We start from the raw sequence: 22,874 nt of genomic DNA, 5'->3' as shown, positions 1-22,874 counted from the left end.
ACCCAACGTAACGCCGACGACGTTACTGCGGCGTTACTCGAGAAGCACCGGGCGGCAACAGCCTGGACCGCTGATTGACGGTAACAGCCGAGTAACGCCCGTGACGGGAGGATAGGACGAAGGCCAGACCCACCGGAAGAAGACCGCCATGACCGATAACCCCCAGCCCACGCCCAGTGCGATCAGGCTGATCTTCGAGTACGACGGCGACGACGTCCGGCTGATTCTGCAGCAACCCGTCGATGTCGCCGTCACCGGGTTTGATGCACACCCGGAGGTGAGAGCCGGCCGCTACGCCGAGGTGCGGGATGCCGACGACGCGCCCCTGACCCGGGTGCCGGTGCGGACCAGTGACCTTCACAGCGCTGAGGTGTTCCCGGAAACTCCGGGCGAGCCCATCACCAGGGTCCAGGTGGAGCGGCCCACTGGCGCTTTCACCGTCGTCGTCCCGGCCCCGGCCGCTGCACGGTCCATCGCCTTGATCGACGTTGCGGCTCCCGATCCGGAGGACACCGGCAGCCGGGATGCTGCACCGCCCGGCGACGGCGGGGACGGCCGACAACTCGATGGTTTCCGCGTCACCGACATCACCAGCTTTGCCATCGAGGGACGAGGTGACATGAAATGACCACCGCCGATGGGACAGTGATTGGCACCACCCAGATCCGGGGCTCGGCGCCGCGAAACCGGGCCTTCAATGTGGTGCTCCTGGGGGATGGGTTCCGGGCGGCGGAGCAGGCCTCCTTCGATACCGCCTGCACCGCACTGGCGAATGCGTTCCTTGGTACACCGCCATTCAACGAACTGGCTCCAGCCATCAACATCTTCCGGGTCAATGTCTCGTCAACCGATTCCGGTGCAGACGATCCGGCGGCTGCGGGCGGCACGGGCGCAACCGTCCGAACCTATTTCGATTCCACGTTCGGCGGTAACGGCATCAGGCGTCTGCTGCTGTGCAACGCCGCGACAGCCCTGACGGTCGCTGCTGCCCAGGTACCGGAATTCACCACAGTGCTGCTGATCGTCAATTCGACGATTTACGGTGGCAGCGGCGGATCCATCGGGACGTATTCGCTGGCGGCGAGCGCCACCGAAATCGGGATCCACGAGATGGGACACACCGCGTTCGGGCTCGCCGATGAGTACCCGTACTATGCTGGCGGCGACGAAACCGGCCAGGACCACCATCCCGGTCCGGAGCCGGGGGCACCGAACGTCACGATCAACCGGAACCGGGCGTCCCTGAAGTGGCGGTGGGCCGTCAACGCGGCAACCGCCATCCCCACCATGACCAACCCGGACTGCAGCACAGTGGATTCACGTCCCAGCCCGGTGGCCGACGGGACGGTCGGGGCTTTTGAAGGGGCCCACTATTACCACTGCGGCGCGTTCCGGCCGGAGTTTGCCTGCAAGATGCGCGACCTCGGTGTGCCGTTCTGCCGGATCTGCCGGCAGGTGATCTGGAACCGAATCGGACCGCTGGCGGCGTTGACCGCGCGGGCAAAGACGCCCCTCACGGTAATCGACAGGTACCCCGAACACCTCGATGTGTTCGCCGTCGCATCCGATGGGCGCACCATGTCCAACTGGTGGGACCAGAGCAGCGGCTGGGCGGGATGGTTCCAGCTCATGGGGGGCATCGCCTCACCGGGAGGTGCGGGATCACCGGTGACCGCCGTCGCCCGATACTCCGGACATCTGGATCTGTTCACCGTCGGGACCGATAACCGGGTGTACAGCGCGTGGTGGAGCTCATCGGGTGGCTGGTCCAACTGGTTCCAACTCGGCACCCTGGTTGCCCGGGCCGGGGCGACCGTGAACGTCCTCGCACGGTACGCCGACCACCTCGACGTGTTCACCACCGCCGCGGACGGCAGGATCATGTCCATCTGGTGGGACGTGCGGACCGGCTGGTCCGGGTGGTTCCAGGTCTCAGGGGGTGTCGCGGCAGCCGGTGCGACCGTCACGGCCATCGCACGGTACCCGTTCCATCTGGATCTATTCACGATCGGCACCGACAACCGGGTCTGGAGTTGTTGGTGGGATGATCGCAGCGGCTGGTCCCGTTGGTTCCAGGTCGGCGCGCAGCTCGCCCGGCCTGATGCGACCGTCACTGTGGTGGCCCGCCACCCAGATCATTTGGACCTGTTCACCACTGCCCCTGACGGCAAGATCATGTCCACCTGGTGGAGCGCCCGCACTGGTTGGGGCAGCTGGTTCCAGGTCTCCGGAGGCGTGGCGTCCGCCGGATCACCGGTCACTGCAGTTGCGCGGTATTCCAACCACCTGGACCTCTTCACCGTCGGCACGGACAACCGGATTTACAGCACCTGGTGGCACGACACCACCGGGTGGGCAGGATGGTTCAACATTTCGGGCGGCGTCGCGAAACCGGGCAGCCAGGTCGCCGCCGTGTCTCGGGTGACCGAACATTTGGATGTATTCGTCATCGGATCGGACAGCGTCGTCTACAGCACGTGGTGGAACGCATCGACGGGGTGGGCTGGGTGGTTTCAACTGGGTATCACCTGACCTGCCACCAGCGACGTATGCTCTTCGCATGGCCAAATTTTTCGATGTGCACCCCGACGATCCACAGCCGCGCGCAATCGGGCAGATCGTCGACGTCGTCAGGTCCGGCGGGCTCATCGCCTACCCGACGGACTCTTGCTACGCGCTCGGCGCGCAGCTGGGCAACAAGGACGCGCTGGACCGCATCCGCTCCATCCGGAAGCTCGACAACAAGCACCACTTCACGCTGGTCTGCAAGGATTTCGCGCAGCTTGGCCAGTTCGTCCACATCAATAACGATGTTTTCCGCAGCATCAAGGCCGTGACGCCAGGCAGCTACACGTTCATCCTGCCGGCCACCAAGGAGGTGCCGCGCCGGTTGCTGCACCCCAAGAAGAAGACCGTGGGTGTCAGGATTCCGGATCACCGGATGGTGCAGGCCCTGCTCGCCGAGCTTGGCGAACCGTTGCTGTCCAGCACCCTTCTGCTGCCCGATCAGGAAACGCCGCTGACCCAAGGCTGGGAAATCAAGGAAGAGCTCGACCACCAGGTGGATGCGGTCATCGATTCGGGCGACTGCGGCGCCGAACCGACCACCGTGATCGACTTTTCCAGCGGCTCCGCCGAAGTGGTGCGTCACGGCATGGGCGACCCGTCCCGGTTCGAGTGAGTGGTGTTGCCAGCTACGTGGGGTATTCTCAGCCCTAGACGGCCTCGGTTACCGTCGTTTTAGGCATTCATCACCGTCTGACCGCACGGCGAGCCAGCACGTTAAGGTATCCCGTGAACAGACAGCACCGCTCTCAGACAGGCAAGATCCTTCCTGTTTCGTCCTGCGAGGCGCCCCACGAATCAGCTACGCGGTACGAACTGCGCGCCTCACTCTCGACTCGCACCGTTAGAGGTTTCCCAGCACCGGCAGTAAACCCGTCGCCCAGGGCAGACCTTGCCCGGGGATGAACACCGTCGACCGGCTGGAGGCCAGACATGAGCTATTCAAACGAACTAACCATCAAACGGCTGCGTGATAGTGGCGCCAACAACGATCTCCTCCAGCAGTTGGAGCAGGTCGATGCGGAGATCGACGTGATTCTCCGGTCGGGCGGGACCTCACAGGATGTGAGGGAAACCCAGCAACTTTTTGACGATTTGTCGGCTGCCGCGGTCGACGCAGCTGTCCAGCCCGTCCCCTCGGGACACACGGGCGCTGGACACCAGACGCAATAATAAGACCATGACACGCACCGAATCTCTTGAGATCGAACGCAAGTACGACGTCGGCACCCATGAGGTGGTCCCCGACCTCACCGGCATCACCGGCGTGGCCAGCGCGGACGACGGCGGTACCGTGGTTCTGGAAGCCCTGTACTTCGATCTGCCGGACCGGTCGCTGCTGCGCCACGGGATAACCCTGCGGCGGCGGCGCGGGGGCAAAGACGAGGGCTGGCATACCAAGTTCCCGGCGGACGCGGACCGGCTCGAGGTCCAGGTGCCGCTGTCCGGCACGGGCGATACACCGCCGTCGGAGGTACTCGATCTGGTTCGGGTCCATGTCAGGAATAGTGCCCTCGAACCAGTCGCACGAATCACGACCACCCGCACCATCACCACTCTGGTGGGTGCGGCCGGCACCCCGCTGATCGAAATCAGCGACGATGTGGTCGACGCAGAGGACCTGACCACCGGCGTCGAACGGTCCTGGCGGGAATGGGAAGCAGAAGTGCAGGGCGGAGAACCCGCTCCCGATGATGCCAGGCAGGCCCTGGTGGACGCCGTCGAGCACTCCTTGTTGAACGCTGGCGCCGCCCCAGCCGCCAGCACGTCGAAACTGGCCCGGGCCATGGGTGGCCAACCCCAGCTCGCTCCGGTCGACGGTAAGCCGGGCTCTGTCCGGAATGTGCTGACCGCTTCGTTCCGCCAGGTGGCCGCCGAACTGGTGGCGTGGGATCCGCAGGTGCGCCGCCACGAGGCAGGTTCGCTGCACCAGTTGCGGGTGAAGGCTCGCACTCTGCGTAGCATGCTGAAGACCTATCGCCCGCTGCTGGAGGGCGGCCCGGCGGGCGAGCTCGAAGGTCAGCTGAAGTCACTCGGCCGGAATCTCAGCGCCGCCCGTGACGCGGAAGTGATGCAGGCGCTGATCGTGACCCGCATTGCCAACCGGCCACCGGGGTCAATCCCCCGGCACGTGATGAGGCGGTTGGACAAGTCATCGGCCGCCCGGTACCAGAAGGCCTACTCGGCAGTCCTCCGGGACCTAAATTCCGCTGAATACTTCGCTACCCTTGATGCCCTCGACGAGTTCACCGCCCGGGTCCCGCTGAAGGGCGAGAAGAACAACGGCGGGAAGGCTGCCACGAACCTTCCGCCAGCGGTCAACCGCCAGCAGGAGATCGTGGTGAAATCCGCTCAACGTGCCAGCCGCGCATCAGATCTGGACTCACAGCTGGAGTTGCTGCACGAGGTGCGCAAGAGGTCCAAGCGCCTGCGCTACGCGATCAGGTCGGTTGAGGGGGCCTCAGGATTCGCTTTCGGCGGGCAGGTGGGAAAGTCAATGAAGTCATCGGAGAAGATCCAGGACATTCTGGGAACCCACCGCGACAGCGTCCTCTTTCAGGAGTATCTCCTCAAAGCATCCCGTGCGGCGCGACGGGCCGGAGAGAACACTTTCGCCTACGGAGTGCTTCATGAGGCCGAGAATTCGATCCAGGCCGATGCTGAAAGAAAATTCCGGAAGAGCATCAGGAAGCTCAGCTGACCGGAAAGCGCACACCATGACCCACCCCACCCAGCCTTGGAACCGCTCACGGTGGGATGCTTCCGCCGAGCTGCCGGAGCTGAACAACGGCGGCTTCGGAGAGTGCTAGTAGGTCAGCGGTCGCGTCGGATCACCGGTCCTGGTAGTTCACCAGTCCTGCCAGCGGCGGTTGCCCTGAAGCGGGATGGCGCGTCGCGCGGGGCCCCGCTGTTCGCTGTCTTCCGTGGCCCACGAGATAAGCACGGCTGGCTTTTTTCCCCGCAGATAGCCACTGAACGTGGCCTCCCCCGAGGTCTGCATGGTGCTTCGCAGATTCGAGGACTCCACAGCGAACTGCTCGAATTGCACGTCGACCGCAGTTGCCTTGGCTGATCCGGTGTTGGTCAACACCCAGATGTTGTCCTTCTGCCAGTACACGGCCCAGTCAGCTTCCCGCAGCCGAGGGGGTTCAGGCACTTCAACCTGACCGGCGGTCGCAGCCTCGGGCGTGCGGCGATGACGGTCCGCAGCAATCGCTGCCCACCCGCCGGCAAAGCCGAATCCCGCGGCAACAATCGCCATCACAGGGAACCAGATCCAGTCCATCACCCGTTCCCCAATCCGCTTTCAGTCGGTCACCCGGTAAGCAAGTAGCCGCCCGTGGTGTTGTTGCGTCCCCGTGAAATCTAGCACTGAGCCGACCGCACTTTTGACTCCGCCCCGCTGAAAGGTCCGGGTCGGATGCTACGCTTATTTCGTTCGAATATATGTACTAATCGAGGGACGCCGTGACCGTTGTAGCCCATATTGCTCAGTTACACGGAACCCCGCCAGGCCACTTCACCGACGTCGCGCCGGTCTCCGTTCCCGCAGGTTTCCCCTCGCCCGCACAGGACTATTACGACGGCGGGATTGACCTCAACAAACACCTGATCAAAGACACCACCTGTACTTTCATCGTGAGGGTCTCCGGCGACAGCATGTCCGGCGCCGGTATCAAAGACGGGGATGAGCTGATCGTGGACCGGTCGTTGGCGCCCCACCACGGATCGGTGGTGGTGGCGATCCTGGACGGCGAGTTGACGATCAAACGGCTACACCTTGGCGCCACCGGGGTCATCCTCAAAGCGGAAAATCGCGACTATCCGGACATCACTGTCGCTGAACTGTCCGATTTGTCGGTGTGGGGGGTAGTCACCCGCTGCCTGCACTACGTGTAAGCCGCTGCGATGACCGATTACCATTCCCGGGTGCCCGATGGCCCGGGCCATTACCCGTCCGCGGCAGCAGCCGACCGTACCAAACCGTCCCGGATAGCCCTCGTCGACGTCAACAGCTTCTACGTCAGCTGCGAACGTGTCTTCGATCCCAGCCTGGCGGGCGTCCCGGTGGTGGTCTTGTCAAACAACGACGGCTGTGTGGTGGCCCGGTCCAATGAGGCGAAAGCCCTCGGCATTCCACTCGGCGAGCCGTGGTTCAAAATCTCCGCCCAGGCCCCCGGCTGGGGGCTCATTCAGCGCTCCAGCAACTATGAGCTCTACGGAGACCTGAGTTCACGGGCCATGGAGCTGATGGGACGCTTCGCCGCCTGGCAGGAGGTGTACTCGATCGATGAGTCCTTTCTTGGTCTCGCGGGTTCGCCGCAGTCCTTACAGGATCAAGGCTGGGCCATCCGGGCCGCCATGGCGCTGCACACGGGGTTGCCGGTCTGCGTCGGAATCGCCCCGACCAAGACCCTTGCCAAGTTTGCCAACCGGGTGGCCAAACAAAACCCTGCGATGGGTGGGGTCTGCAATCTCGACACCATGCCCGGGGCCCACATCGACCACATCATGTCGCGGGTCCCGGTCACCGGGGTCTGGGGTATTGCTGGCCGGCTCGGAAAACGGCTCAATGCCATCGGCGTGTTTACCATCGCTGACCTTCGTGCCGCTGACCCGTTGCTGATGCGACGGAAATTCTCGGTCCTCATGCAGCGCACCATCCTGGAGCTGCGCGGTGTGCCGTGCATCGAACTGGAAACGGAGCGCGCGGACAAAAAGCAGATGATCTTTTCCCGCTCATTTTCGACGCCGGTCACTACGCTCGCTGGAATGCATCAGGTGATGAGTCTCTACGCGCAGGCCGCGGCGGTGCGCCTGTCCCGGGCGAAGCAACTCGCCAAGAGCATGACCGTGTTTGCTGGCACATCACATTTCCACCGGACTGCTTCCTCCTTCCCGTCCGTGACCGTGAGACTGCCCGCCCCGACCGCTGATCCCGTGGTCCTGACGCGGGCGGCTGTCGGGGCCCTTGAGGGACACCTTGGGGAGGGGGTCCCCTACGCTCGGGCCGGGGTGATGCTCACCGATCTGTCCCCCGCCGGGTTTCAACCGCAACTGGACGTCTTCGTTTCGGTGCACGAGCGGCGCAACATCGGAGCGCTCCTCGGTGAGGTGACCCAGAAGTACGGTACGGGAAGTATCGGACTGGGTCGGGCCGGTATGTGCGCCCCGGCCGATTGGACCATGAGCCGCCGGTATTCCTCCCCCCGGTACACCACCGAGTGGGATGAACTCGCCATTGTGAAAGCCGACTGAGTAAGGCCAACTGAGTAAAAGCCGACTGGATGAAAGTACTGCCGACCACTGACCACGGGTGGGCCTTGGTCCCCTTCAAGCAAATGACTCTGCGGCCGGTTCTGAATTCGCCGGCACGATATGCCCCGCCAGTGACGCGCGCGGTATTGTCCCGATACTGGCGCTGCCTGGTCACAGTACTTCCCGGGACCGGGTGTTAGGCGATTGCCTCCTGTCTGGCCCTACCCGAGAGCTCGAGAGCCCGCTCGCACAGCGCGGCTTCTTCCTGATTGTGGGTGACCATCACCACGAACCTGTCGGCCAGTCCAGCACGCAGATCGGCCAGCAGATCCCGGGCCGCCACCGGGTCGAGGTGGGCGGTCGGTTCGTCGAGGAGCACGACGTCGGCCCTCGTCAGCAGGGCCCGGCCAACGGCGAGGCGTTGTTGCTGCCCGCCGGAAAGCCAGGTGCCGCCCGGCCCAACCTGGGTATCCAGTCCTGCGGGCAGGTTATGCACAAAATCGCCCAACCCGGCCCGGGCCAAAGCGGCAGCAAGTTCAGCCTCGGATGGTGGGTCGGCCGGGGTGCGGGCCAGGGCGAGGTTGGCCCGGATACTGGATTGGAACAGGTGGGCTTCCTGGGGGCACCACGCGATGCGCGGCGCACCGGTGGCGCCCGCCGTTCCGGCCCGCGCCAGACCGACGGGTTCCCCGTTGATCAGATAGCTTCCCTCCCGCATCGGCAGGAATCCGAGCAGCGCACCGAGCAGGGTCGATTTCCCGCTCCCGGAAGGGCCGGTCACCGCAAGCCACTCCCCCCGGCGGAGATCCAGGGACACGTCCGAGAACGCGGGAGCCGTCTGATCCGGGTAGGTGTAGGAAGCGCCCCGCAGCTCGAGCGAAGAGACGCTGGCCCCCGGTGGCCGTTCGGCGCGGATGGTTGTGGACCCGAGATCCGGGACTACCCGGTCCCCCACCGCCCGCCACGCTCCGAGGTGGTGAATGGCAGTGTTGACGGCGATGAAGGGTTCAATCAGGGCGAGCTGCATCAGGATGACGACGGCGGCGGCGGCCGGGTTCACACCGTCAGCTGAGCTCAACATGGCCAGGGAACCCAGCGAACAGGTCAAGACGGTGAGGGCGTTGGCTAATCCCTGCGCCCAGGCGCTACGGTCCAGCTTTGCGGACAGCTCAGCCTCCAGAGCACGAAGATCCGACCGCAGCACCCCGGCCGCCGAGTTGGCGCTGAGATCCGGCGCGGCTGCCAGCATCCGGGCCGTGGTGTCGAGAATTTCGGCTTTGAGACCAACCGCCGCCCGACGCGCTGAGCGGTCCGCGGCGAGGACGAGCAACGGGGACACCACCAGACACACCGTCACCAGCACCAGTTGCGACGGCAGGCCGGCAGGAAGCACCACAGCGGTGGTGACGGACGCGGCAACTGCCGTGAGGACGCCGACCAGCGGGGCAAACACGGCCCGAGGCGTGAGGTCGCGTAGCTCATCGACGTCACCGACCAGCTGTTCGAGGACTTTGCCCCCGCGGGCCAGTTTCCGCCACGCTGCCGGACGCTCCAGCAACCCGTTCCACAACCGCAACCGCAACCTGTCGGTGCTCTCGAAGACCGCATCGTGGAGGCGAAGGCGCTCGCAGTACCGCAATACGGATCGGCCGATCCCAAAGAAGCGCACTCCGACAATCGCCGTCAGCAAATACAGGATGGGGATCTGTTCAGAAGCTCTCACGATCATCCAGCCGGAGACCGCCGTCAGGGCGACGGCGAACAGGGTTGCGCCCGCACCGAAGAGCAACGCGGACACAAACCGGCGTCGCCACGGTTGCACCATCGCTACGCTGCGCGTCAGGGAGACCCGTCGCGCCGACACCGGCACACCCTTGCCCACACCGGAAGGCACGCTCAGTCCGTCAGGCTGCAGCGCGGAGTCAGCGTTCCCGGTGTTCCCAGTGTTCCCAGTGTTCGCGGCTAACCTGGCACCGCCGTCGTGGCCGGCAGCGGAACCACCGGACACGCCAATCGTCTGGTCGGCCAGGGACGCCGTCTCGGGGTTATGCGCTACGAGCAGGATCGTCGTGCGCCCCCGCAGACGTGCCAGTGCTGCCTCCACGGATCGGGCGCCCTGCGCGTCCAGGTGGGCTGTTGGCTCATCGGCCAGGAGCAGGGCAATGTCGGAGTGAGCGATTCGTGCCAGTGCTCGTGCCACCGCGACCCGACGCAGCTCGCCTGGGCTCAGGTCGCCGGTGCGAGCGTCAAGTAATCCCGTGGCATCCACCTGGTTCAGTGCCCGCGCCGCTGCTTCCCTCCGCTCAGCGGCGCTGTCCAGACCGGAGTAGAGACCGATTTCGTCAGCGACCGTTTCTGCCACCAGGACCGGATGCTGCGGGATCCAGGCAATCTCTTGCCGGTGTGCCCCCGTGATGGTGCCGGCAACGCGGGTCCCCGCCCCGTCTCCGCGGAGCCCTGCCAGAACCTGAAGCACCGAGGTCTTTCCAGCGCCGCTGGGGCCGGTGAGCACGCTAATCGTTCCACGGGGCAGCGTGAAGGTCAGACCGTCAACCACGGTTCCGTCCCGCCCGCCGTACCCAATCGTGAGGCCGCTGACGGTGATCGCTGGGCTGTCCGCGACGGCGACGGCGTCGGGTAGCAGGACGCGGCTCCGTGGGGCGTCGGTGATCCGGCGGGACCGCTCAAGTGCGTCGAGGCCTTCCTCGCTCGCGTGGTGTGCTGCGCCGAGGTCGCGGAGCGGTTGGTAGCACTCGGGGGCAAGGATCAGCGCCAGCAGGCCAATTTCGAGACTGAGATCGCCGCCGATGAGCCGGACCCCGATGACCACCGCGACCAGTGCCACTGAGATGGTGGCGATCAGTTCGAGGGCAAGGGAGGACAGAAACGCAACCTTCAGCGTTTCAATGGTTTTGGTCCGGTATTGCCCGGCGACGTCCCGGAGTGCCCTGGTCTGGCTGCCCGCCCGGCCCAGGCCGACGAGAACCGGCAGTCCGCGGGACAGTTCGAGGAGGTGGTCGGAGAGCCGGTTCAGCGACGCCGACGCCTCCTGGACCTTGTCCTGGGTGTGCAGGCCAATCAGGATCATGAAGACGGGGATCAACGGCACGGTCACCACGATGACGACGGCGCTGAGCCAGTCGGCGGCGAGGATACGTGCACCGACCAGCAGTGGAACCACAGCACAGGTGACGAGCGCGGGCAGGTACTTGGTGTAGTAGTTGTCCAGACCGTCGAGCCCCCGGGTGACCAGGATGCTCAGCGCGCCGGTCCCGGCATCGGCCGACGTCCCGCCGTCGTTCATCACGCGGGTGGTGATCGCGGTTCGCAGCTCCTCCTTGGCACCGGTCGCGGCCCGCTGCGCAACGGCTTCCTGCCACCAGGTGGCCAACGCCCGGAGGAGCGCCCCGGAGATACCCAGGACGAGGACGGACGACCAGTCTGCAGTGGGGGAAACGGCGGTAGCGGATACCGCGGTGGGCGAAACGGCAAGGGAAGCGATACCGGAAGCCACGGCCTGGGCGATGAGGACCAGGCCAGCGGCCTTCAGCGCAGCGAGCAGGCCAAGGAGGTAGAGGGCGCGTTTACCGGCTACACCCAGGGGTAGCGCTGGTTTCACTGTGCTCTCACGGCGTGAGCGGTGGGGATCTGGCTCCGGCTGACCCGTTTGCGGAACACCCAATAGGTCCAGCCCTGGTAGACGAGCACGGCGGGCAACCCCACGAGGGCGACGACGCTCATCACGCCGAGCGTGTAGCCCGAGGATGAAGCGTTGGACACCGTGAGGTCAAACGCGGCGTCCAGGGTCGACGGGAGGACCACGGGGAACGCGGCCGTAAAGATCGTGGTGGTGCCAGCGGCGAGGAAGACAGCCATCCCGACGAAACTCCATCCGTCCCGGCGCCGGCGCGCCATGGACCAGGCATAGACAGCGCCAACCACTGCGATCACCAGCGTGAGCAAGGTGACGGTTTTCCCGCCGGCGGCGTGCACCACGATCGCCCAGCCAGCCATCGGCAGCAGCCCCAGTGGCAGCCACCTGAGGAACTGCCGCCGGGCCCGGTCGCGGATGTCGCCGTCGGTCTTCAGCACCAGGAACCCCAGGGCATGGACCAGGCTGAACAAGACGACGGCCGATCCGCCGAGGACCGCATAGCCATTGAACCAGGCGAAGGCTCCCCCTTCCCGGTCGCCATTGGCATTGATGGGAAGTCCCGTCGTCGTCAGCGCCAGGGCCGCGCCTATCCCGAATGCTGACACCAGCGACCCGAGCGCAATGGCCCAGTCCCACCGGTTGCGCCACGCCTCCGTGTCGCCTTTCCCCCGGTATTCGAAGCCGACAGCGCGGAAAATCAGCCCCATCAGGACCAGCAGCAGCGGCAGATACAGGGTGGAGAAGAGCGACGCATACCAGAGGGGAAAAGCAGCGAACGTCGCCGCGCCAGCCGTAATCAACCACACCTCGTTGCCGTCCCAGACCGGCCCAACGGTGTTAAGGAGAACCCGGCGGTCGCGGTCGGTGCGGGCGAACAGTTTCATCAGCATGCCGACGCCGAGATCGAATCCTTCCAGCAGCAGGTATCCGGTCCAGAGGTACGCGATGATGACGAACCACAGGGTGGGAAGGAATTCCATCTCAAATCTCCAGGCGTTCGATCAGGGCCGCGTTCGCGGCGGGGCACACGGGTCTAGTAGGCGAAGGCCAGCACATCGCCGTCGCCCTTCTTCGAGGGGGGAATGTCCCCGCCGGTGGAGTCGTCGTCGTCGGGGCCGTGCTGGGGAATGAGGTCAGGCATGGCCGAGGGAACCCCGCCACGCACATACCGGACCAGCAACTTCACCTCAACCACCAGCAATACGCTGTAGACGACGGTGAAGGCGATGAGCGACGTCGCGAGTTCGGCGGCCGAGACCCCGGGCGACACGGCCGCGGCGGTAAACATGAACACGTTGTCAATGCCGTTGGGGTCGGGGTTAGGGGCAACGACGAACGGCTGCCGGCCCATCTCCGTGAAGATCCAGCCAGCCGCGTTGGCCCCGAAGGGCGCGAGGATCCCGAAAACGGCGAGCTGCATCAGTCGTTTGGATTCCGGGACTGTCCCCCGGCGGGTTATGACGAGTGCCACTGCTGCTGCGAGCGCGGCGACGGCGCCGAACGTGATCATCATTCTGAAGCCCCAGTACGTCACCTCCATCACCGGGACGTAGTCGATTTCCATTCCGGCGCGTTCCCCGTACATCGGATCGTCCGGCAGGTTCGTTCCGTACTGGTCCTGGTACTGCGGCACGAGGGAATTGACCCCCTGGACCTCCGTGGTGAGATCGCCGTTGGCCATGAAGGAGAGCATGCCCGGAACCTCGATCACTGCCACAATGTCATCGCAGTCCTGTGAGCCGAGGTTTCCTACCGACAGCACCGAGAAACCGGTCCCGTCGTGGCAGGCCGCTTCCGCCGCAGCCATCTTCATTGGTTGCTGCTCAAACATCAGTTTGGCTTGCAGATCCCCGGTGACGGCAACACCAGCGAACGACACGACGGCGACGACGGCGCCGATCCGGAGGGAACGGAGCCAGACCTGGTGGTCGGCGGCATCCCGTCCCGTGCTTTCGACGCTGCCGACCAGGACTTTCCCGTCTGGGCCGATGGTGTCGATTCCGTCACGGCGTCGCTTCCACAGGTGATACCAGCTGATCCCCAGCAGGAACCCGCCAGCCACGGAGAAGGCTCCGAGGATGGTGTGGGGGAAGGCGACCAACAGGGTGTTGTTGGTCAGGACAGCCCAGATGTCCACCAGGACCGGGCGGCCGTCGACCATTTCCACTCCGACTGGGTGCTGCATCCAGGAGTTGGCGGCGAGGATGAAATACGCCGACATGATCGAGGCGATACTCGCGCCCCAGATGGTGGCCAGGTGAATCTTCTTGGGGAGCCGGTCCCATCCAAAGATCCATAGCCCGAGGAAGACCGATTCAACGAAGAACGCGAGGAGTGCTTCCATCGCCAGCGGCGCACCAAACACGTCCCCGACAAAACGGGAGTACTCGCTCCAGGCCATACCGAACTGGAATTCCTGCACCAAACCGGTGGCGACTCCCATGATGAAGTTGATCAGAAACAGCTTTCCCCAGAACTTGGTCATCCGCAGGTACTGCGCTTTCCCGGTCCGCACCCACATGGTTTGCATGGTGGCGACCAGCAAGCCCAGGCCGATGGTGAGTGGCACCATCAGAAAGTGATAGACGGTAGTGATGCCGAATTGCCAACGGGCAAGCTCCAGGGCTTCCATGCAACTTCCTTAAACCAACTAGGGCGTGAGCCCACCGATCCAGTTGTTCTACGATCCGTAGAAAAGCTGATTTCTACACAGTGTAGAACAACTCGTAAGGGGTCAGGAAATTGCCCTCCAGCCCGGCTTCCAAGACCTTCACAGGTTCTCCACATGTCGGCCGCACCCCGACCAGATTCCCGCTTGTAGGCTCGGAGGCATGACACAGGGCCGCGGAACCACCCACACAGTACTGGTCGTCGAGGACGACCCGACCATCAATCAGGCGCTCGCCGACCGGTTGATCGCCGAAGGCTTCGCCGCGGTCAGTGCGTTTGACGGGCCCGGCGCCATCAACGCCTACACCACTCACAAGCCGGACCTGGTCATTCTCGACGTCATGCTGCCCGGGTTCGACGGGCTCGAAGTCTGCCGTCGCATCCAGGCCCTGAAACCCATTCCGGTGCTGATGCTGACCGCCAAAGTGCAGGAGACGACATGCTGGTCGGCCTGGGAGTGGGGGCCGACGACTACGTGGCCAAACCGTTCCGGATGCGGGAGGTAGTGGCCCGCGTCCGGGCACTGCTCCGGCGCGTCGACCGGGCCGCTCAGCTCTCGACGGTCCGGGTCCCCGAACTCGCCGTCGGCGAACTGGTGCTCCACCGGGATACCCGGCGCGTCCAAATCGCCCAGGTTGAGGTTCACCTCACCCCGCTGGAGTTTGACCTGCTCGCCATGCTCGCCGAGCAGCCGGGGACCGTCCGGACCCGGGAAACCCTGATGACCGAGGTCTGGGGGTGGGCCGATGCCCGCGGCACCCGCACACTCGACAGTCACGTGAAGTCTCTCCGGGCCAAGGTCGGTGCAGCGCGCGTGCGGACAGTGCACGGCGTCGGTTACGCCCTGGAACAGTGACCATGACACCCGACCCGCTGCGTCCCCGCCGCCCACTGGACGGCGTAGCCTCCATCAAGATCAAAATCGGTCTGCTCGTGGCCCTGAGCATTATCGCCGCGGTGGTGGTCCTGCAGGTCGGCATCCGGGCTGGCGTGCCGGGCTGGCTGACCCTCCCCGCGACCCTCGCAGCGGCCCTCGGCGTGACACAATGGCTGGCCCGCGGAATGACCTCGCCGCTGAGGGAAATGACCGACGCTGCGGGACGAATGGCGACCGGTGACTACTCGACGCGGGTGGTGGCCACCTCGGCCGACGAGGTCGGCGCCCTGGCCCGGGCCTTCACCACGATGGCCGCGGATCTGGCGTCCGCCGAGCAGCAGCGTAGGCAACTAATCGCTACGGTGTCCCACGAACTACGGACACCTCTTGCCGCGCAACGGGCTCTTCTCGAGAACCTGGTCGACGGCGTCGTCAAACCCAACGACGCCATCCTTCAGTCGGCCCTCACCCAATCCGAACGGCTCAGCGCCCTGGTCACCGATCTTCTCGACGTTAGCCGCGTTGACGGCGGCGCAGCCGAACTTCAACTGGCGCCGGTACGGGTCGCTGACCTGCTTGATCAGGCCTGCCGGGAAGCGACACTCGGCGGACGGCCAATTCAGCTGACGACGTCGGTCGAACCACCCGATCTGATGGTGACGGCCGACGCGGCCCGGCTGGCCCAGGTGGTGACGAACCTTCTCGACAACGCGGTGCGGCACAGCCCATCCGATGGGACGGTTCATCTGGGCGTCGCCACCACGGAGGGGGACCTCTGGTCGCTCGAGGTCACTGACGAAGGGCCCGGAATACCCATCGAACAGGCACAGCGGGTTTTCACCCGGTTCGGCATGGGGGACGACAGCAGCGGCGGTACCGGGTTGGGCCTTGCCATCGCCAGTTGGATTGCCCAACTGCATGGTGGGTCAATTGCGGCTCTGCCACCCGACCCAGGGTCAACCGGCGCACGGATGCTCGTCCTACTCCCCCGCACGCCCCATCCCCCGCCGGCATCCGGCCCATCCGACGGATCGCCCCCTGCCAGTACCAACCCGAAGGAGATCGCCGTGACAGCTGCAGGCTACCCGTACCCCGCCGCCCATCCCGAGGGGACAGCCGACCAACCAGCCACCCGGCCGTCACAATCGAGCGTTGACCGGTGGTGGCCGGAGCAGGGACTGCCCACCGCACCCTTGCCTGTCTACGCCTCGCTGGCCATCGGGGCGCTCGCCGCCGTCGTCCTCCCGGAGCGCAATCTTGGGCTGGGCACCCTGCTGGTGTTGCTGGTCTCGGGGGTCCTCGTTCTGGCGCTTTCCCTGCACCGCCGTCGGCCGTGGACCGGTATCGCCGCCACCTTATGCCTCGGGCTGGGGTCCCTGGTCATCCTGCGCGACGCCGAATGGCTGGCAGTTCTGGCGGTGCTGGCTGCCGGGCTCCTGGTCACTACATCGGTGACTGATGCGAAGCGCCTGCTGCCAATCTGCGCCGGTGGGGTGGCCTGGGTGCTGAGCGGCATTCGGGGGCTTCCTCTGCTGGGGAGGACCGTGGCCGCGACTTCCAGCCACCGGATGCTGTGGCCCATGTTGCGCACCGCAGCCATTTCCCTGGTCGCGCTGGTCGTGTTTGGTGGCCTTTTCGCCTCTGGCGACGCTGTGTTCGGTTCGTGGGTGTCAACGGTGCTCCCCGATGTGCGGCTGGCAGACAGCCTCGTCCTGCGCGTCTTCGTCTGGTTCGTGGTCGGCGGCGTGGTCCTCGCCGCCTGTTATCTGGCGATCAACCCGCCTCTCGTGGAGAAGGTGTCGCTGACTGCTGGGCAGCCAGTGCGTCGGGCCTGGGAATGGCTGGTCCCGGTGGGCGTCGTCGTCGCAGTATTTCTTGCCTTCGTGACTGCCCAGGCGTCGGCTATGTGGGGTGGCCATGAGTTTGTGCGGAACACCACCGGGCTGAGCTACGCGGACTACGTGCATCAGGGCTTCGCCCAGTTGACCATTGCGACGGCGTTGACCCTGGCGACCATTGGCCTGACGGTCCGGAAAGCCCCTCGAGCGACAGCTCAGGACCGGCTGCTGCTGCGTCTCACGCTCGGCTCGCTGTCTGTTCTGACGCTCGTGGTGGTCGCGTCGGCACTGAACCGGATGTCCGTCTATCAGCAGGCCTACGGATTCACGGTGCTGCGCGTGCTGGTGGACGCTTTTGAGGTGTGGCTAGGTCTGCTGGTGGTGCTGGTGATGGTGGCCGGGGTAAAGCTATCCGGTTGGTGGCTGCCTCGGGCTGCACTGGCCTCTGGGGCTGCGCTCTTGCTGATTATCGGCGTCGCGAACCCGGAAGCCTGGGTGGCCGAGCAGAACATCGCCCGTTACGTGGAAAGCGGCAAGTTGGATGTCGCCTATCTGGCCACTCTGGGCGCAGATGCGACGCCGGCCGTCATTGAGGGATTACCGCGGGAGATTGCCCGCTGCGTTGTGGCGTTCCAGCCCGCACCTGAGACCACTGACGATTGGTTGGGCTGGAATCTGGGTCGGGTCCGCGCTGCCGAGTCAGTCACCGTTATTGATCGGGGCTCCCTGCCCGGGAACTGTTCACCCCAGCTGGGTCAGTGATGACGGCACGGGTTCGGGTACTCATGTGACCGCCCAGAAAGCCGCCCACCACGAGAAACACGCTGCCTAGCCGAGCGAGACCGATGCCCATGCTGTGTCGGTTTCGCCGTCGGGCCAGCCAGGAACCGGCGAAGATCAGGACAGCGACGGCGTTGGCGGACGCATGAACCACCCCCACCCGGCGAGTTCCGGGGTCGGAAAGGGCCCACTCGGCCCACCCGGTAAGGGCCGTCGGCGCAGCAGATACAACACCCAACCCAACCAACCGGGTAGCCGCCCGCCGCGATCCCTCATCCGGGAAGAAGTCGAGAAAATCGGCCATGAACCAGGCGCCGAACGGAACATCGGTCAGAACCGGATGCAACGGCAGGCCTGTGGCGTCGCCGTGAAACATGCGGCGGATCGGCGCGTAGGCCACCAGTTGCGATGCGAAGGGTTCCACCAGGTCCACGGCGCGGTCCAGCGCCACGTTCTGCTCGAGCCCATGGACCAATCGAAGATAGGGATTTGGCTCCATACGGCTCAAGATACTCCCCCAGCACTTGGCTGTCACCCACATCGGGGCGCCCGTGACTAGCGGTACGGGCCCTCGGTCACCGCCCTGTTGGGGGTAACGATCGTGGGGCATTCGATATGCCACAGGACGCTTCGGCTCACCGATCCGAGCAGAAGCCGCGTGAGCTTTCCGCGGCCACGCCGACCCACTACCAGGAGCTTCGCCCGCGATGCAGCCGTCACAAGCGCTTCGGCAGGCGACGCGTTCAACTCCAGATGTTGATGCACCACCAGATCCGGATACTGTTCGGTGAGGCCCGCCACCGACTCGGCCAGGATGACCCGTTCCTCCTCCTCAATCCGCCGCGTCACGACATCGTGTGGAATGGACCCACGCAACCGCGGGTTCGGTGATTCACTCGAGTAGACCGCGTACAGGTCCTCCCCCAGACGATCGGCCTCCCGCGCCGCGTAGGCAACCGAGGCGAGGGAGTGGGCGGACCCGTCAACGCCGACGACGACGCCCGACCGGCCTTCCATAGACGCCTCGGGGATGACTGCAACCGGCGATACGGCTGCCACCGCCACATTCAGGCTCAGAGCACCGAAAATCACGCTCTCAACGCGTCCGAGTTTATGGGTCCCCACGACCACCAGACTGGAATTCTCCGACAGATCCGACAACACCCTGGCGGTATCCCCCAGCAGAAGTCGGGTAGACACTTTGACCGAGGGTGCCAGATCGCCGGCTTTCGTGGCCGACTCCTCAAGGACTTCCCGGCCGTGACGCATGAGGTCATCGAAGTATGAGAAGTCCGGGCTGACCCAGTAGTCATCCAGCGTGTGTACCAGGATTAGCGGCCTCTTCAGACGCGCCGCCCGGGTAACTGCCCAGAAGAAGGCTTCAGGCGTCGGCCCGCTGGGCGGCACGCCCAGAACGATTGACCGGGAGCCCGATGCTGGACCCATGGCGTTAACACCTCCGATTTAACTGCCTTGGCTCCATTGTGGGGACATGTCAGCGACGCCTCTAGGGCACTAAGTCCCTTCGGAAATATGGGAGGTGTTCCCTAGCCAAATCTGTCCACATCGGGCCAAAAGTCACTGGTCAGCACGCTCAGAAGGATCGACAGTATGCGTTAAGAAATAAGCCATGGAGAGGCCATGTCCGCCATGAATGACGCCCGGGAAGTGCTCCCGGAACTTCCACAGCCTGGTCTTAGCAGCGCGGATGCCTCAAGGCTACTGGCTGAGGTAGGGCCAAACGTGTTGCCCGCGGCCCGCAAGGCATCCCCGTGGCGGAAACTCTTGAGTGAGCTGACTCATTTCTTCGCCCTGATGCTGTGGGGGGCTGCAGGTCTGGCGTGGTTAGCTGGCCTGCCCCAGCTCAGCATTGCAATTGTTGTGGTGGTCATTGTCAACGGAGTGTTTGCCCATATCCAGCAGGAGCGGGCCCAACACGCGGCCGAGCGGCTGCAAGGTTTACTTCCGTCGCAAGTCAGCGTCCGGCGTGATGGACGCCAACGGAGTGTCGGCGCCAGTGAACTGGTTCCTGGTGACGTCGTCATTTTGACGGCTGGGGACCGTCTTCCCGCAGACATTCGTTTTACTTCGGCGTCGGCCTGCACGGTCGACGAATCGATGCTGACTGGCGAGAGCGATGCGCTGCCTAAAGTTGTTGGAGAGGCAGCATGGGGCGGCACCTTCCTGGTCAATGGTCAGGCAGAGGGGGTGGTCATTGCTACCGGAGGGAACTCACGGATCGCAGAGATCGCCTCGCTCACGAACACCACCGAACCCCCACCTACCCCGTTGACCCTGGAGCTGCATCGAATAGTCCGCGTCATTGCCATAATCGCCCTGACCGTCGCAAGCGTCTTCTTTGCAGTCTCAGTTTTGGTTGGAATCGAATGGCGGCACTCCTTCCTCTTTGCAATCGGTGTCGCCGTCGCACTGATCCCGGAAGGGCTCCTCCCGACGGTCACGCTCTCACTGGCGATGGGGGCTCAACGGATGGCGTCGCGGAACGCCCTCGTTCGCAACCTGGAAGCAGTCGAGACGCTTGGATCCACCACCTTCATTTGCACGGACAAGACCGGAACACTAACCCAAAATCGGATGAATGCCGTTGAGGTGTTCACCGTGTCGGGCCCGGTACGTGTCCTCGGCGACGGGTACGAGCCCGATGCCGTCGTCGATGGCCCGGGGAGAGCCATGGTCCTTGAGGTCGCTGTGGCGGCACGCGCCGCCTCCCAGGGTCGCGTCGTCAAGGAGGGAAAGGAGTGGGTAGCAAACGGCGATCCGATGGAGGCGGCCATCGATGTTCTTGCACGGCGTCTCCTCCAGCATGAACCTGACAACCTGGCGCCAGACCGACGTCTCGCTTTCGACGCGCACCGACGGCGGGAGTCTGTCCTGATCGGCCCCACCCTCTACGTCAAAGGCGCCCCGGAATCTGTCCTCCCGCTCTGTGCAGATCGCGCCACGCGGCTAGAGGAGCAGGTCGAGGCGATGGCTTCCCGAGGCCTACGGGTGATAGCAGTGGCACGAAGAGACTTGCCCGGCCCGCGATCCTTCTGGCTGGACCAGCCCACTGAGAACATCGAACGGGATCTAATCGTCCTTGGCCTCATCGGTCTTCATGATCCCCCTCGCCCGGATGTCGCCGAGGTAATCAGGGCCGCCAGGAGAGCCGGAATCAAGGTAGCGATGATCACTGGCGACCATCCAGCCACAGCATCGGCAATTGCGAAGGAAATCGGACTGACGGATGACCCCAGTCTGGTGGTTCAGGGTGCGGACCTACCCGAGGACGAGCAGATCCTTGGTGCACTCCTGGATCGGGACGGCATGGTGGTCAGCCGGGTTTCACCCGAGCAGAAGCTTCGTGTAGCCCGCGCCCTCCAATCCAGGGGTCATGTTGTGGCCATGACTGGCGACGGAGTGAACGACGGACCCGCTTTGCAGCAAGCTGATATTGGGGTTGCCATGGGCCGGGGTGGTACCGACGTAGCTCGAGAGGCGGCCGATCTGGTTTTGCTCGACGATCATTTCGGCACCATTGTCGCAGCGATTGAACAAGGCCGCGCCACGTACTCGAATATCCGCCGTTTCCTCACCTACCACCTGACAGACAACGTCGCCGAGCTCACACCGTTTGTCGTTTGGGCACTTTCCGGTGGCCAGTTCCCGCTCGCCCTGGGTGTCCTACAGATTCTCGCCTTGGACATTGGAACTGACCTGTTTCCCGCTCTGGCGCTCGGAGCCGAGCCCCCAGGTCGGCGGGTCCTGACCAGGCCCCCGGAGCGGCGCCACCTCATGGACCGGAACTTGATGTTCAGAGCCTTCGTCATCCTCGGCCCTGTCGAAGCGATCATCAGCATGACAGCCTTCTCCCTCGTGCTCTTCGGCGGAGGATGGGTCCGTGGCGAACCATGGGACGAAAAACTGGTGCTTGCCGCATCGGGGGCTGCGTTTGCCGCCGTCGTCTTCGGGCAGCTGGCAACCTCCTTTGCCTGCCGCAGCGCAACAGTGCCGCCGTGGAAACAGGGGTGGTTCAGCAATCGCTTGCTGCTGTGGGCTGGCGCGGCCGAACTTGCAGCACTCGCCCTGTTTCTTTTTGTACCCCCTGTTGCAGCAGTCCTCGGACAGGCACCACCACCGCCGTCGGGACTGATCGTTGCCGTTTTGGCCATCCCCGGCATGCTGATTGCAGACTGGATCTACAAACGGGTGCGGCAGCCCAATAGACCACTTGGGTAAGGCAGTTGGTCACCCGTACCCATGCCCTTCGGCCCTAGTGCGTTTGCCACCCGAAGGGCAGGCTGGCCCCATGAACTCACTATCGAACTCGCGTGGAATCGTTGTTGGTGTGGACGGATCGGAATACTCGTCCAGCGCTCTGCTAGTAGCTGGGCGAATGGCGAAGCTGATGAATGAACCCATCGAGGTTATTTCCTGCATCAAGAAGTCCGACCAGCGTGCGGCGTCACGCTTTGAAACCGAACCCAATCGGTTCACCTCACAATTGAGCGAAAGTGTTGAATCGCTGGTCGAGGAAGCCTTGGACAGGGCCTTCGGTGCCTCCCGGCCGGACAACCTCTCGGTGTCTGTCAAATTCGACGGGGCAGCCGAAGCCCTGATCGAGGCAAGCCAAACGGCGCAACTGCTGGTGGTGGGGCGCAGGGGATCCGGGGGCTTCCTCAACCACCCGATGGGATCCGTCAGCAAGGCCTGCGCCGCACACGCCCATTGCCCAGTCCTGGTTGTGCCTCAGGACGAACCCACTCGACCTATCAAGGAGCACGACGATGGAAAGTGACGAGCGCCCTGGATCCACCCTCTCTGCAGAGGAGTCGTGGACCGTCCTGCAAAGAAACCAGCATGGTCGCCTGGCGGTCAGCGTCATGGGCGATCCTGACATCTATCCGATCAATTTTCTTGCCCACGAGAGAAGGCTTCTCTTCAGGACCAATCCCGGGACCAAGCTGGCCGAGTTGACAGTGAACAACCGGGTGGCTTTTGAGGTGGACGAGATTGACGCAGGCGAGGCGCGAAGCGTTGTCGTTAAAGGAGTGGCCCGCGTGATCGACGCCCAGTCAGAGGTCGACAAGGTGGATCAGCTCCCGCTCAAACCCTGGATTCCAACCCGGAAGTACACCTACGTTGAGGTGATTCCTACGAGTGTCCACGGTCGCTACTTCGAATTTGGGGAGGAACCGGACCGCTACTAGCGGCAGTGACGGCGGGCCGG

The 22,874-nt window shown here is 64.3% G+C and carries 17 protein-coding genes and 1 pseudogene; 12 read left to right on the top strand and 6 right to left on the bottom strand.

The genetic code is table 11. The annotated features are described in order from the left end of the window. Positions 1 to 148: 148 nt before the first annotated feature. The 5 genes from B384_RS17405 (at position 149) to B384_RS0101790 (ending at position 5,266) form a co-directional block, all read left to right on the top strand. On the top strand, positions 149 to 628 hold the full coding sequence (locus B384_RS17405) for a hypothetical protein (protein WP_019481434.1): 480 nt from the start codon (positions 149 to 151) through the stop codon (positions 626 to 628). Then, entirely contained in the window at positions 625 to 2,532 is a 1,908-nt protein-coding gene (locus tag B384_RS0101805; RefSeq protein WP_019481433.1) for a M64 family metallopeptidase, read from the top strand. The genes B384_RS17405 and B384_RS0101805 overlap by 4 nt, the downstream gene beginning before the upstream one ends. A gap of 28 nt (positions 2,533 to 2,560) precedes the next feature. After that, positions 2,561 to 3,181 carry an L-threonylcarbamoyladenylate synthase gene (locus B384_RS0101800; protein WP_019481432.1) on the top strand — a complete coding sequence of 207 codons (621 nt, stop codon included), beginning with the start codon at positions 2,561 to 2,563 and terminating at the stop codon, positions 3,179 to 3,181. A gap of 317 nt (positions 3,182 to 3,498) precedes the next feature. Next, positions 3,499 to 3,738: a hypothetical protein gene (locus B384_RS0101795; protein WP_019481431.1), complete on the top strand. Its 240-nt coding sequence runs from the start codon at positions 3,499 to 3,501 to the stop codon at positions 3,736 to 3,738. 7 nt (positions 3,739 to 3,745) lie between these two features. Continuing rightward, complete coding sequence (locus B384_RS0101790) at positions 3,746 to 5,266, top strand: CYTH and CHAD domain-containing protein (RefSeq protein ID WP_019481430.1); 1,521 nt, start codon at positions 3,746 to 3,748, stop codon at positions 5,264 to 5,266. A gap of 147 nt (positions 5,267 to 5,413) precedes the next feature. Here B384_RS0101790 and B384_RS0101785 read toward each other — a convergent pair whose 3' ends face one another. After that, the gene (locus B384_RS0101785) at positions 5,414 to 5,851 is read right to left on the bottom strand and encodes a hypothetical protein (RefSeq protein ID WP_019481429.1); all 438 of its coding nucleotides are present in this window, start codon (positions 5,849 to 5,851) and stop codon (positions 5,414 to 5,416) included. A 182-nt stretch (positions 5,852 to 6,033) separates the two neighbouring features. Here B384_RS0101785 and B384_RS0101780 point away from each other — a divergent pair, with 182 nt between their 5' ends. After that, on the top strand, positions 6,034 to 6,465 hold the full coding sequence (locus B384_RS0101780) for a LexA family protein (protein ID WP_019481428.1): 432 nt from the start codon (positions 6,034 to 6,036) through the stop codon (positions 6,463 to 6,465). A gap of 9 nt (positions 6,466 to 6,474) precedes the next feature. After that, on the top strand, positions 6,475 to 7,824 hold the full coding sequence (locus tag B384_RS0101775; RefSeq protein WP_019481427.1) for a Y-family DNA polymerase: 1,350 nt from the start codon (positions 6,475 to 6,477) through the stop codon (positions 7,822 to 7,824). Between the two features lie 196 nt (positions 7,825 to 8,020). Here B384_RS0101775 and cydD read toward each other — a convergent pair whose 3' ends face one another. Genes cydD through B384_RS0101760 form a run of 3 tightly spaced genes read right to left on the bottom strand, consistent with a single transcriptional unit; the run spans position 8,021 to position 14,111 of the window. Then, the gene (gene cydD / locus B384_RS17400; protein ID WP_019481426.1) at positions 8,021 to 11,443 is read right to left on the bottom strand and encodes a thiol reductant ABC exporter subunit CydD; all 3,423 of its coding nucleotides are present in this window, start codon (positions 11,441 to 11,443) and stop codon (positions 8,021 to 8,023) included. Continuing rightward, complete coding sequence (gene cydB / locus B384_RS0101765; protein WP_019481425.1) at positions 11,440 to 12,459, bottom strand: cytochrome d ubiquinol oxidase subunit II; 1,020 nt, start codon at positions 12,457 to 12,459, stop codon at positions 11,440 to 11,442. The genes cydD and cydB overlap by 4 nt, the downstream gene beginning before the upstream one ends. Positions 12,460 to 12,512: 53 nt before the next feature. Continuing rightward, on the bottom strand, positions 12,513 to 14,111 hold the full coding sequence (locus tag B384_RS0101760; RefSeq protein WP_019481424.1) for a cytochrome ubiquinol oxidase subunit I: 1,599 nt from the start codon (positions 14,109 to 14,111) through the stop codon (positions 12,513 to 12,515). A 199-nt stretch (positions 14,112 to 14,310) separates the two neighbouring features. Between B384_RS0101760 and B384_RS17395 the strand changes: the two are divergent. Together B384_RS17395 and B384_RS0101750 are read left to right on the top strand one after the other, a co-directional pair. Further along, positions 14,311 to 15,005, top strand: a pseudogene (locus tag B384_RS17395) (response regulator transcription factor). A gap of 2 nt (positions 15,006 to 15,007) precedes the next feature. Further along, positions 15,008 to 17,626, top strand: coding sequence for a DUF4153 domain-containing protein (locus B384_RS0101750; protein WP_035766197.1), 2,619 nt, complete (start codon positions 15,008 to 15,010; stop codon positions 17,624 to 17,626). Here the strand turns inward: B384_RS0101750 and B384_RS17390 are convergent. Together B384_RS17390 and B384_RS17385 are read right to left on the bottom strand one after the other, a co-directional pair. After that, on the bottom strand, positions 17,574 to 18,143 hold the full coding sequence (locus B384_RS17390; protein WP_035766195.1) for a DUF2231 domain-containing protein: 570 nt from the start codon (positions 18,141 to 18,143) through the stop codon (positions 17,574 to 17,576). The two genes, B384_RS0101750 and B384_RS17390, sit on opposite strands and share 53 nt — an antisense overlap. A gap of 56 nt (positions 18,144 to 18,199) precedes the next feature. Beyond that, positions 18,200 to 19,090: a universal stress protein gene (locus tag B384_RS17385; RefSeq protein ID WP_019481421.1), complete on the bottom strand. Its 891-nt coding sequence runs from the start codon at positions 19,088 to 19,090 to the stop codon at positions 18,200 to 18,202. Positions 19,091 to 19,285: 195 nt separating this feature from the next. Between B384_RS17385 and B384_RS0101735 the strand changes: the two genes are divergently transcribed. From B384_RS0101735 to B384_RS0101725, 3 genes are all read left to right on the top strand, one after another. After that, a complete protein-coding gene (locus tag B384_RS0101735; RefSeq protein ID WP_019481420.1) occupies positions 19,286 to 21,883 on the top strand; it encodes a cation-translocating P-type ATPase in 2,598 nt (865 codons plus the stop codon). Positions 21,884 to 21,953: 70 nt separating this feature from the next. Continuing rightward, positions 21,954 to 22,442 carry a universal stress protein gene (locus B384_RS0101730; RefSeq protein ID WP_035766193.1) on the top strand — a complete coding sequence of 163 codons (489 nt, stop codon included), beginning with the start codon at positions 21,954 to 21,956 and terminating at the stop codon, positions 22,440 to 22,442. After that, complete coding sequence (locus B384_RS0101725; protein ID WP_019481418.1) at positions 22,432 to 22,854, top strand: pyridoxamine 5'-phosphate oxidase family protein; 423 nt, start codon at positions 22,432 to 22,434, stop codon at positions 22,852 to 22,854. The genes B384_RS0101730 and B384_RS0101725 overlap by 11 nt, the downstream gene beginning before the upstream one ends. Positions 22,855 to 22,874 lie beyond the last annotated feature (20 nt).

Origin of the sequence: Arthrobacter sp. TB 23 (genome assembly GCF_000294595.1) — a bacterium.
Taxonomy (GTDB): Bacteria; Actinomycetota; Actinomycetes; order Actinomycetales; family Micrococcaceae; genus Arthrobacter_D.
Note: the sequence above shows the minus strand (reverse complement) of the source record. Positions and strands in the feature narration are given on the sequence as shown.

Excerpts from the sequence above, each read along its gene's own strand:
- B384_RS17405 (WP_019481434.1), top strand. The coding sequence starts at position 149 with ATGACCGATAACCCCCAGCCCACGCCCAGTGCGATCAGGCTGATCTTC.
- B384_RS0101805 (WP_019481433.1), top strand. The coding sequence starts at position 625 with ATGACCACCGCCGATGGGACAGTGATTGGCACCACCCAGATCCGGGGC.
- B384_RS0101800 (WP_019481432.1), top strand. The coding sequence starts at position 2,561 with ATGGCCAAATTTTTCGATGTGCACCCCGACGATCCACAGCCGCGCGCA.
- B384_RS0101795 (WP_019481431.1), top strand. The coding sequence starts at position 3,499 with ATGAGCTATTCAAACGAACTAACCATCAAACGGCTGCGTGATAGTGGC.
- B384_RS0101790 (WP_019481430.1), top strand. The coding sequence starts at position 3,746 with ATGACACGCACCGAATCTCTTGAGATCGAACGCAAGTACGACGTCGGC.
- B384_RS0101785 (WP_019481429.1), bottom strand. The coding sequence starts at position 5,851 with ATGGACTGGATCTGGTTCCCTGTGATGGCGATTGTTGCCGCGGGATTC.
- B384_RS0101775 (WP_019481427.1), top strand. The coding sequence starts at position 6,475 with ATGACCGATTACCATTCCCGGGTGCCCGATGGCCCGGGCCATTACCCG.
- cydB (WP_019481425.1), bottom strand. The coding sequence starts at position 12,459 with ATGGAATTCCTTCCCACCCTGTGGTTCGTCATCATCGCGTACCTCTGG.
- B384_RS0101760 (WP_019481424.1), bottom strand. The coding sequence starts at position 14,111 with ATGGAAGCCCTGGAGCTTGCCCGTTGGCAATTCGGCATCACTACCGTC.
- B384_RS0101750 (WP_035766197.1), top strand. The coding sequence starts at position 15,008 with ATGACACCCGACCCGCTGCGTCCCCGCCGCCCACTGGACGGCGTAGCC.
- B384_RS17390 (WP_035766195.1), bottom strand. The coding sequence starts at position 18,143 with ATGGAGCCAAATCCCTATCTTCGATTGGTCCATGGGCTCGAGCAGAAC.
- B384_RS17385 (WP_019481421.1), bottom strand. The coding sequence starts at position 19,090 with ATGGGTCCAGCATCGGGCTCCCGGTCAATCGTTCTGGGCGTGCCGCCC.
- B384_RS0101735 (WP_019481420.1), top strand. The coding sequence starts at position 19,286 with ATGTCCGCCATGAATGACGCCCGGGAAGTGCTCCCGGAACTTCCACAG.
- B384_RS0101730 (WP_035766193.1), top strand. The coding sequence starts at position 21,954 with ATGAACTCACTATCGAACTCGCGTGGAATCGTTGTTGGTGTGGACGGA.
- B384_RS0101725 (WP_019481418.1), top strand. The coding sequence starts at position 22,432 with ATGGAAAGTGACGAGCGCCCTGGATCCACCCTCTCTGCAGAGGAGTCG.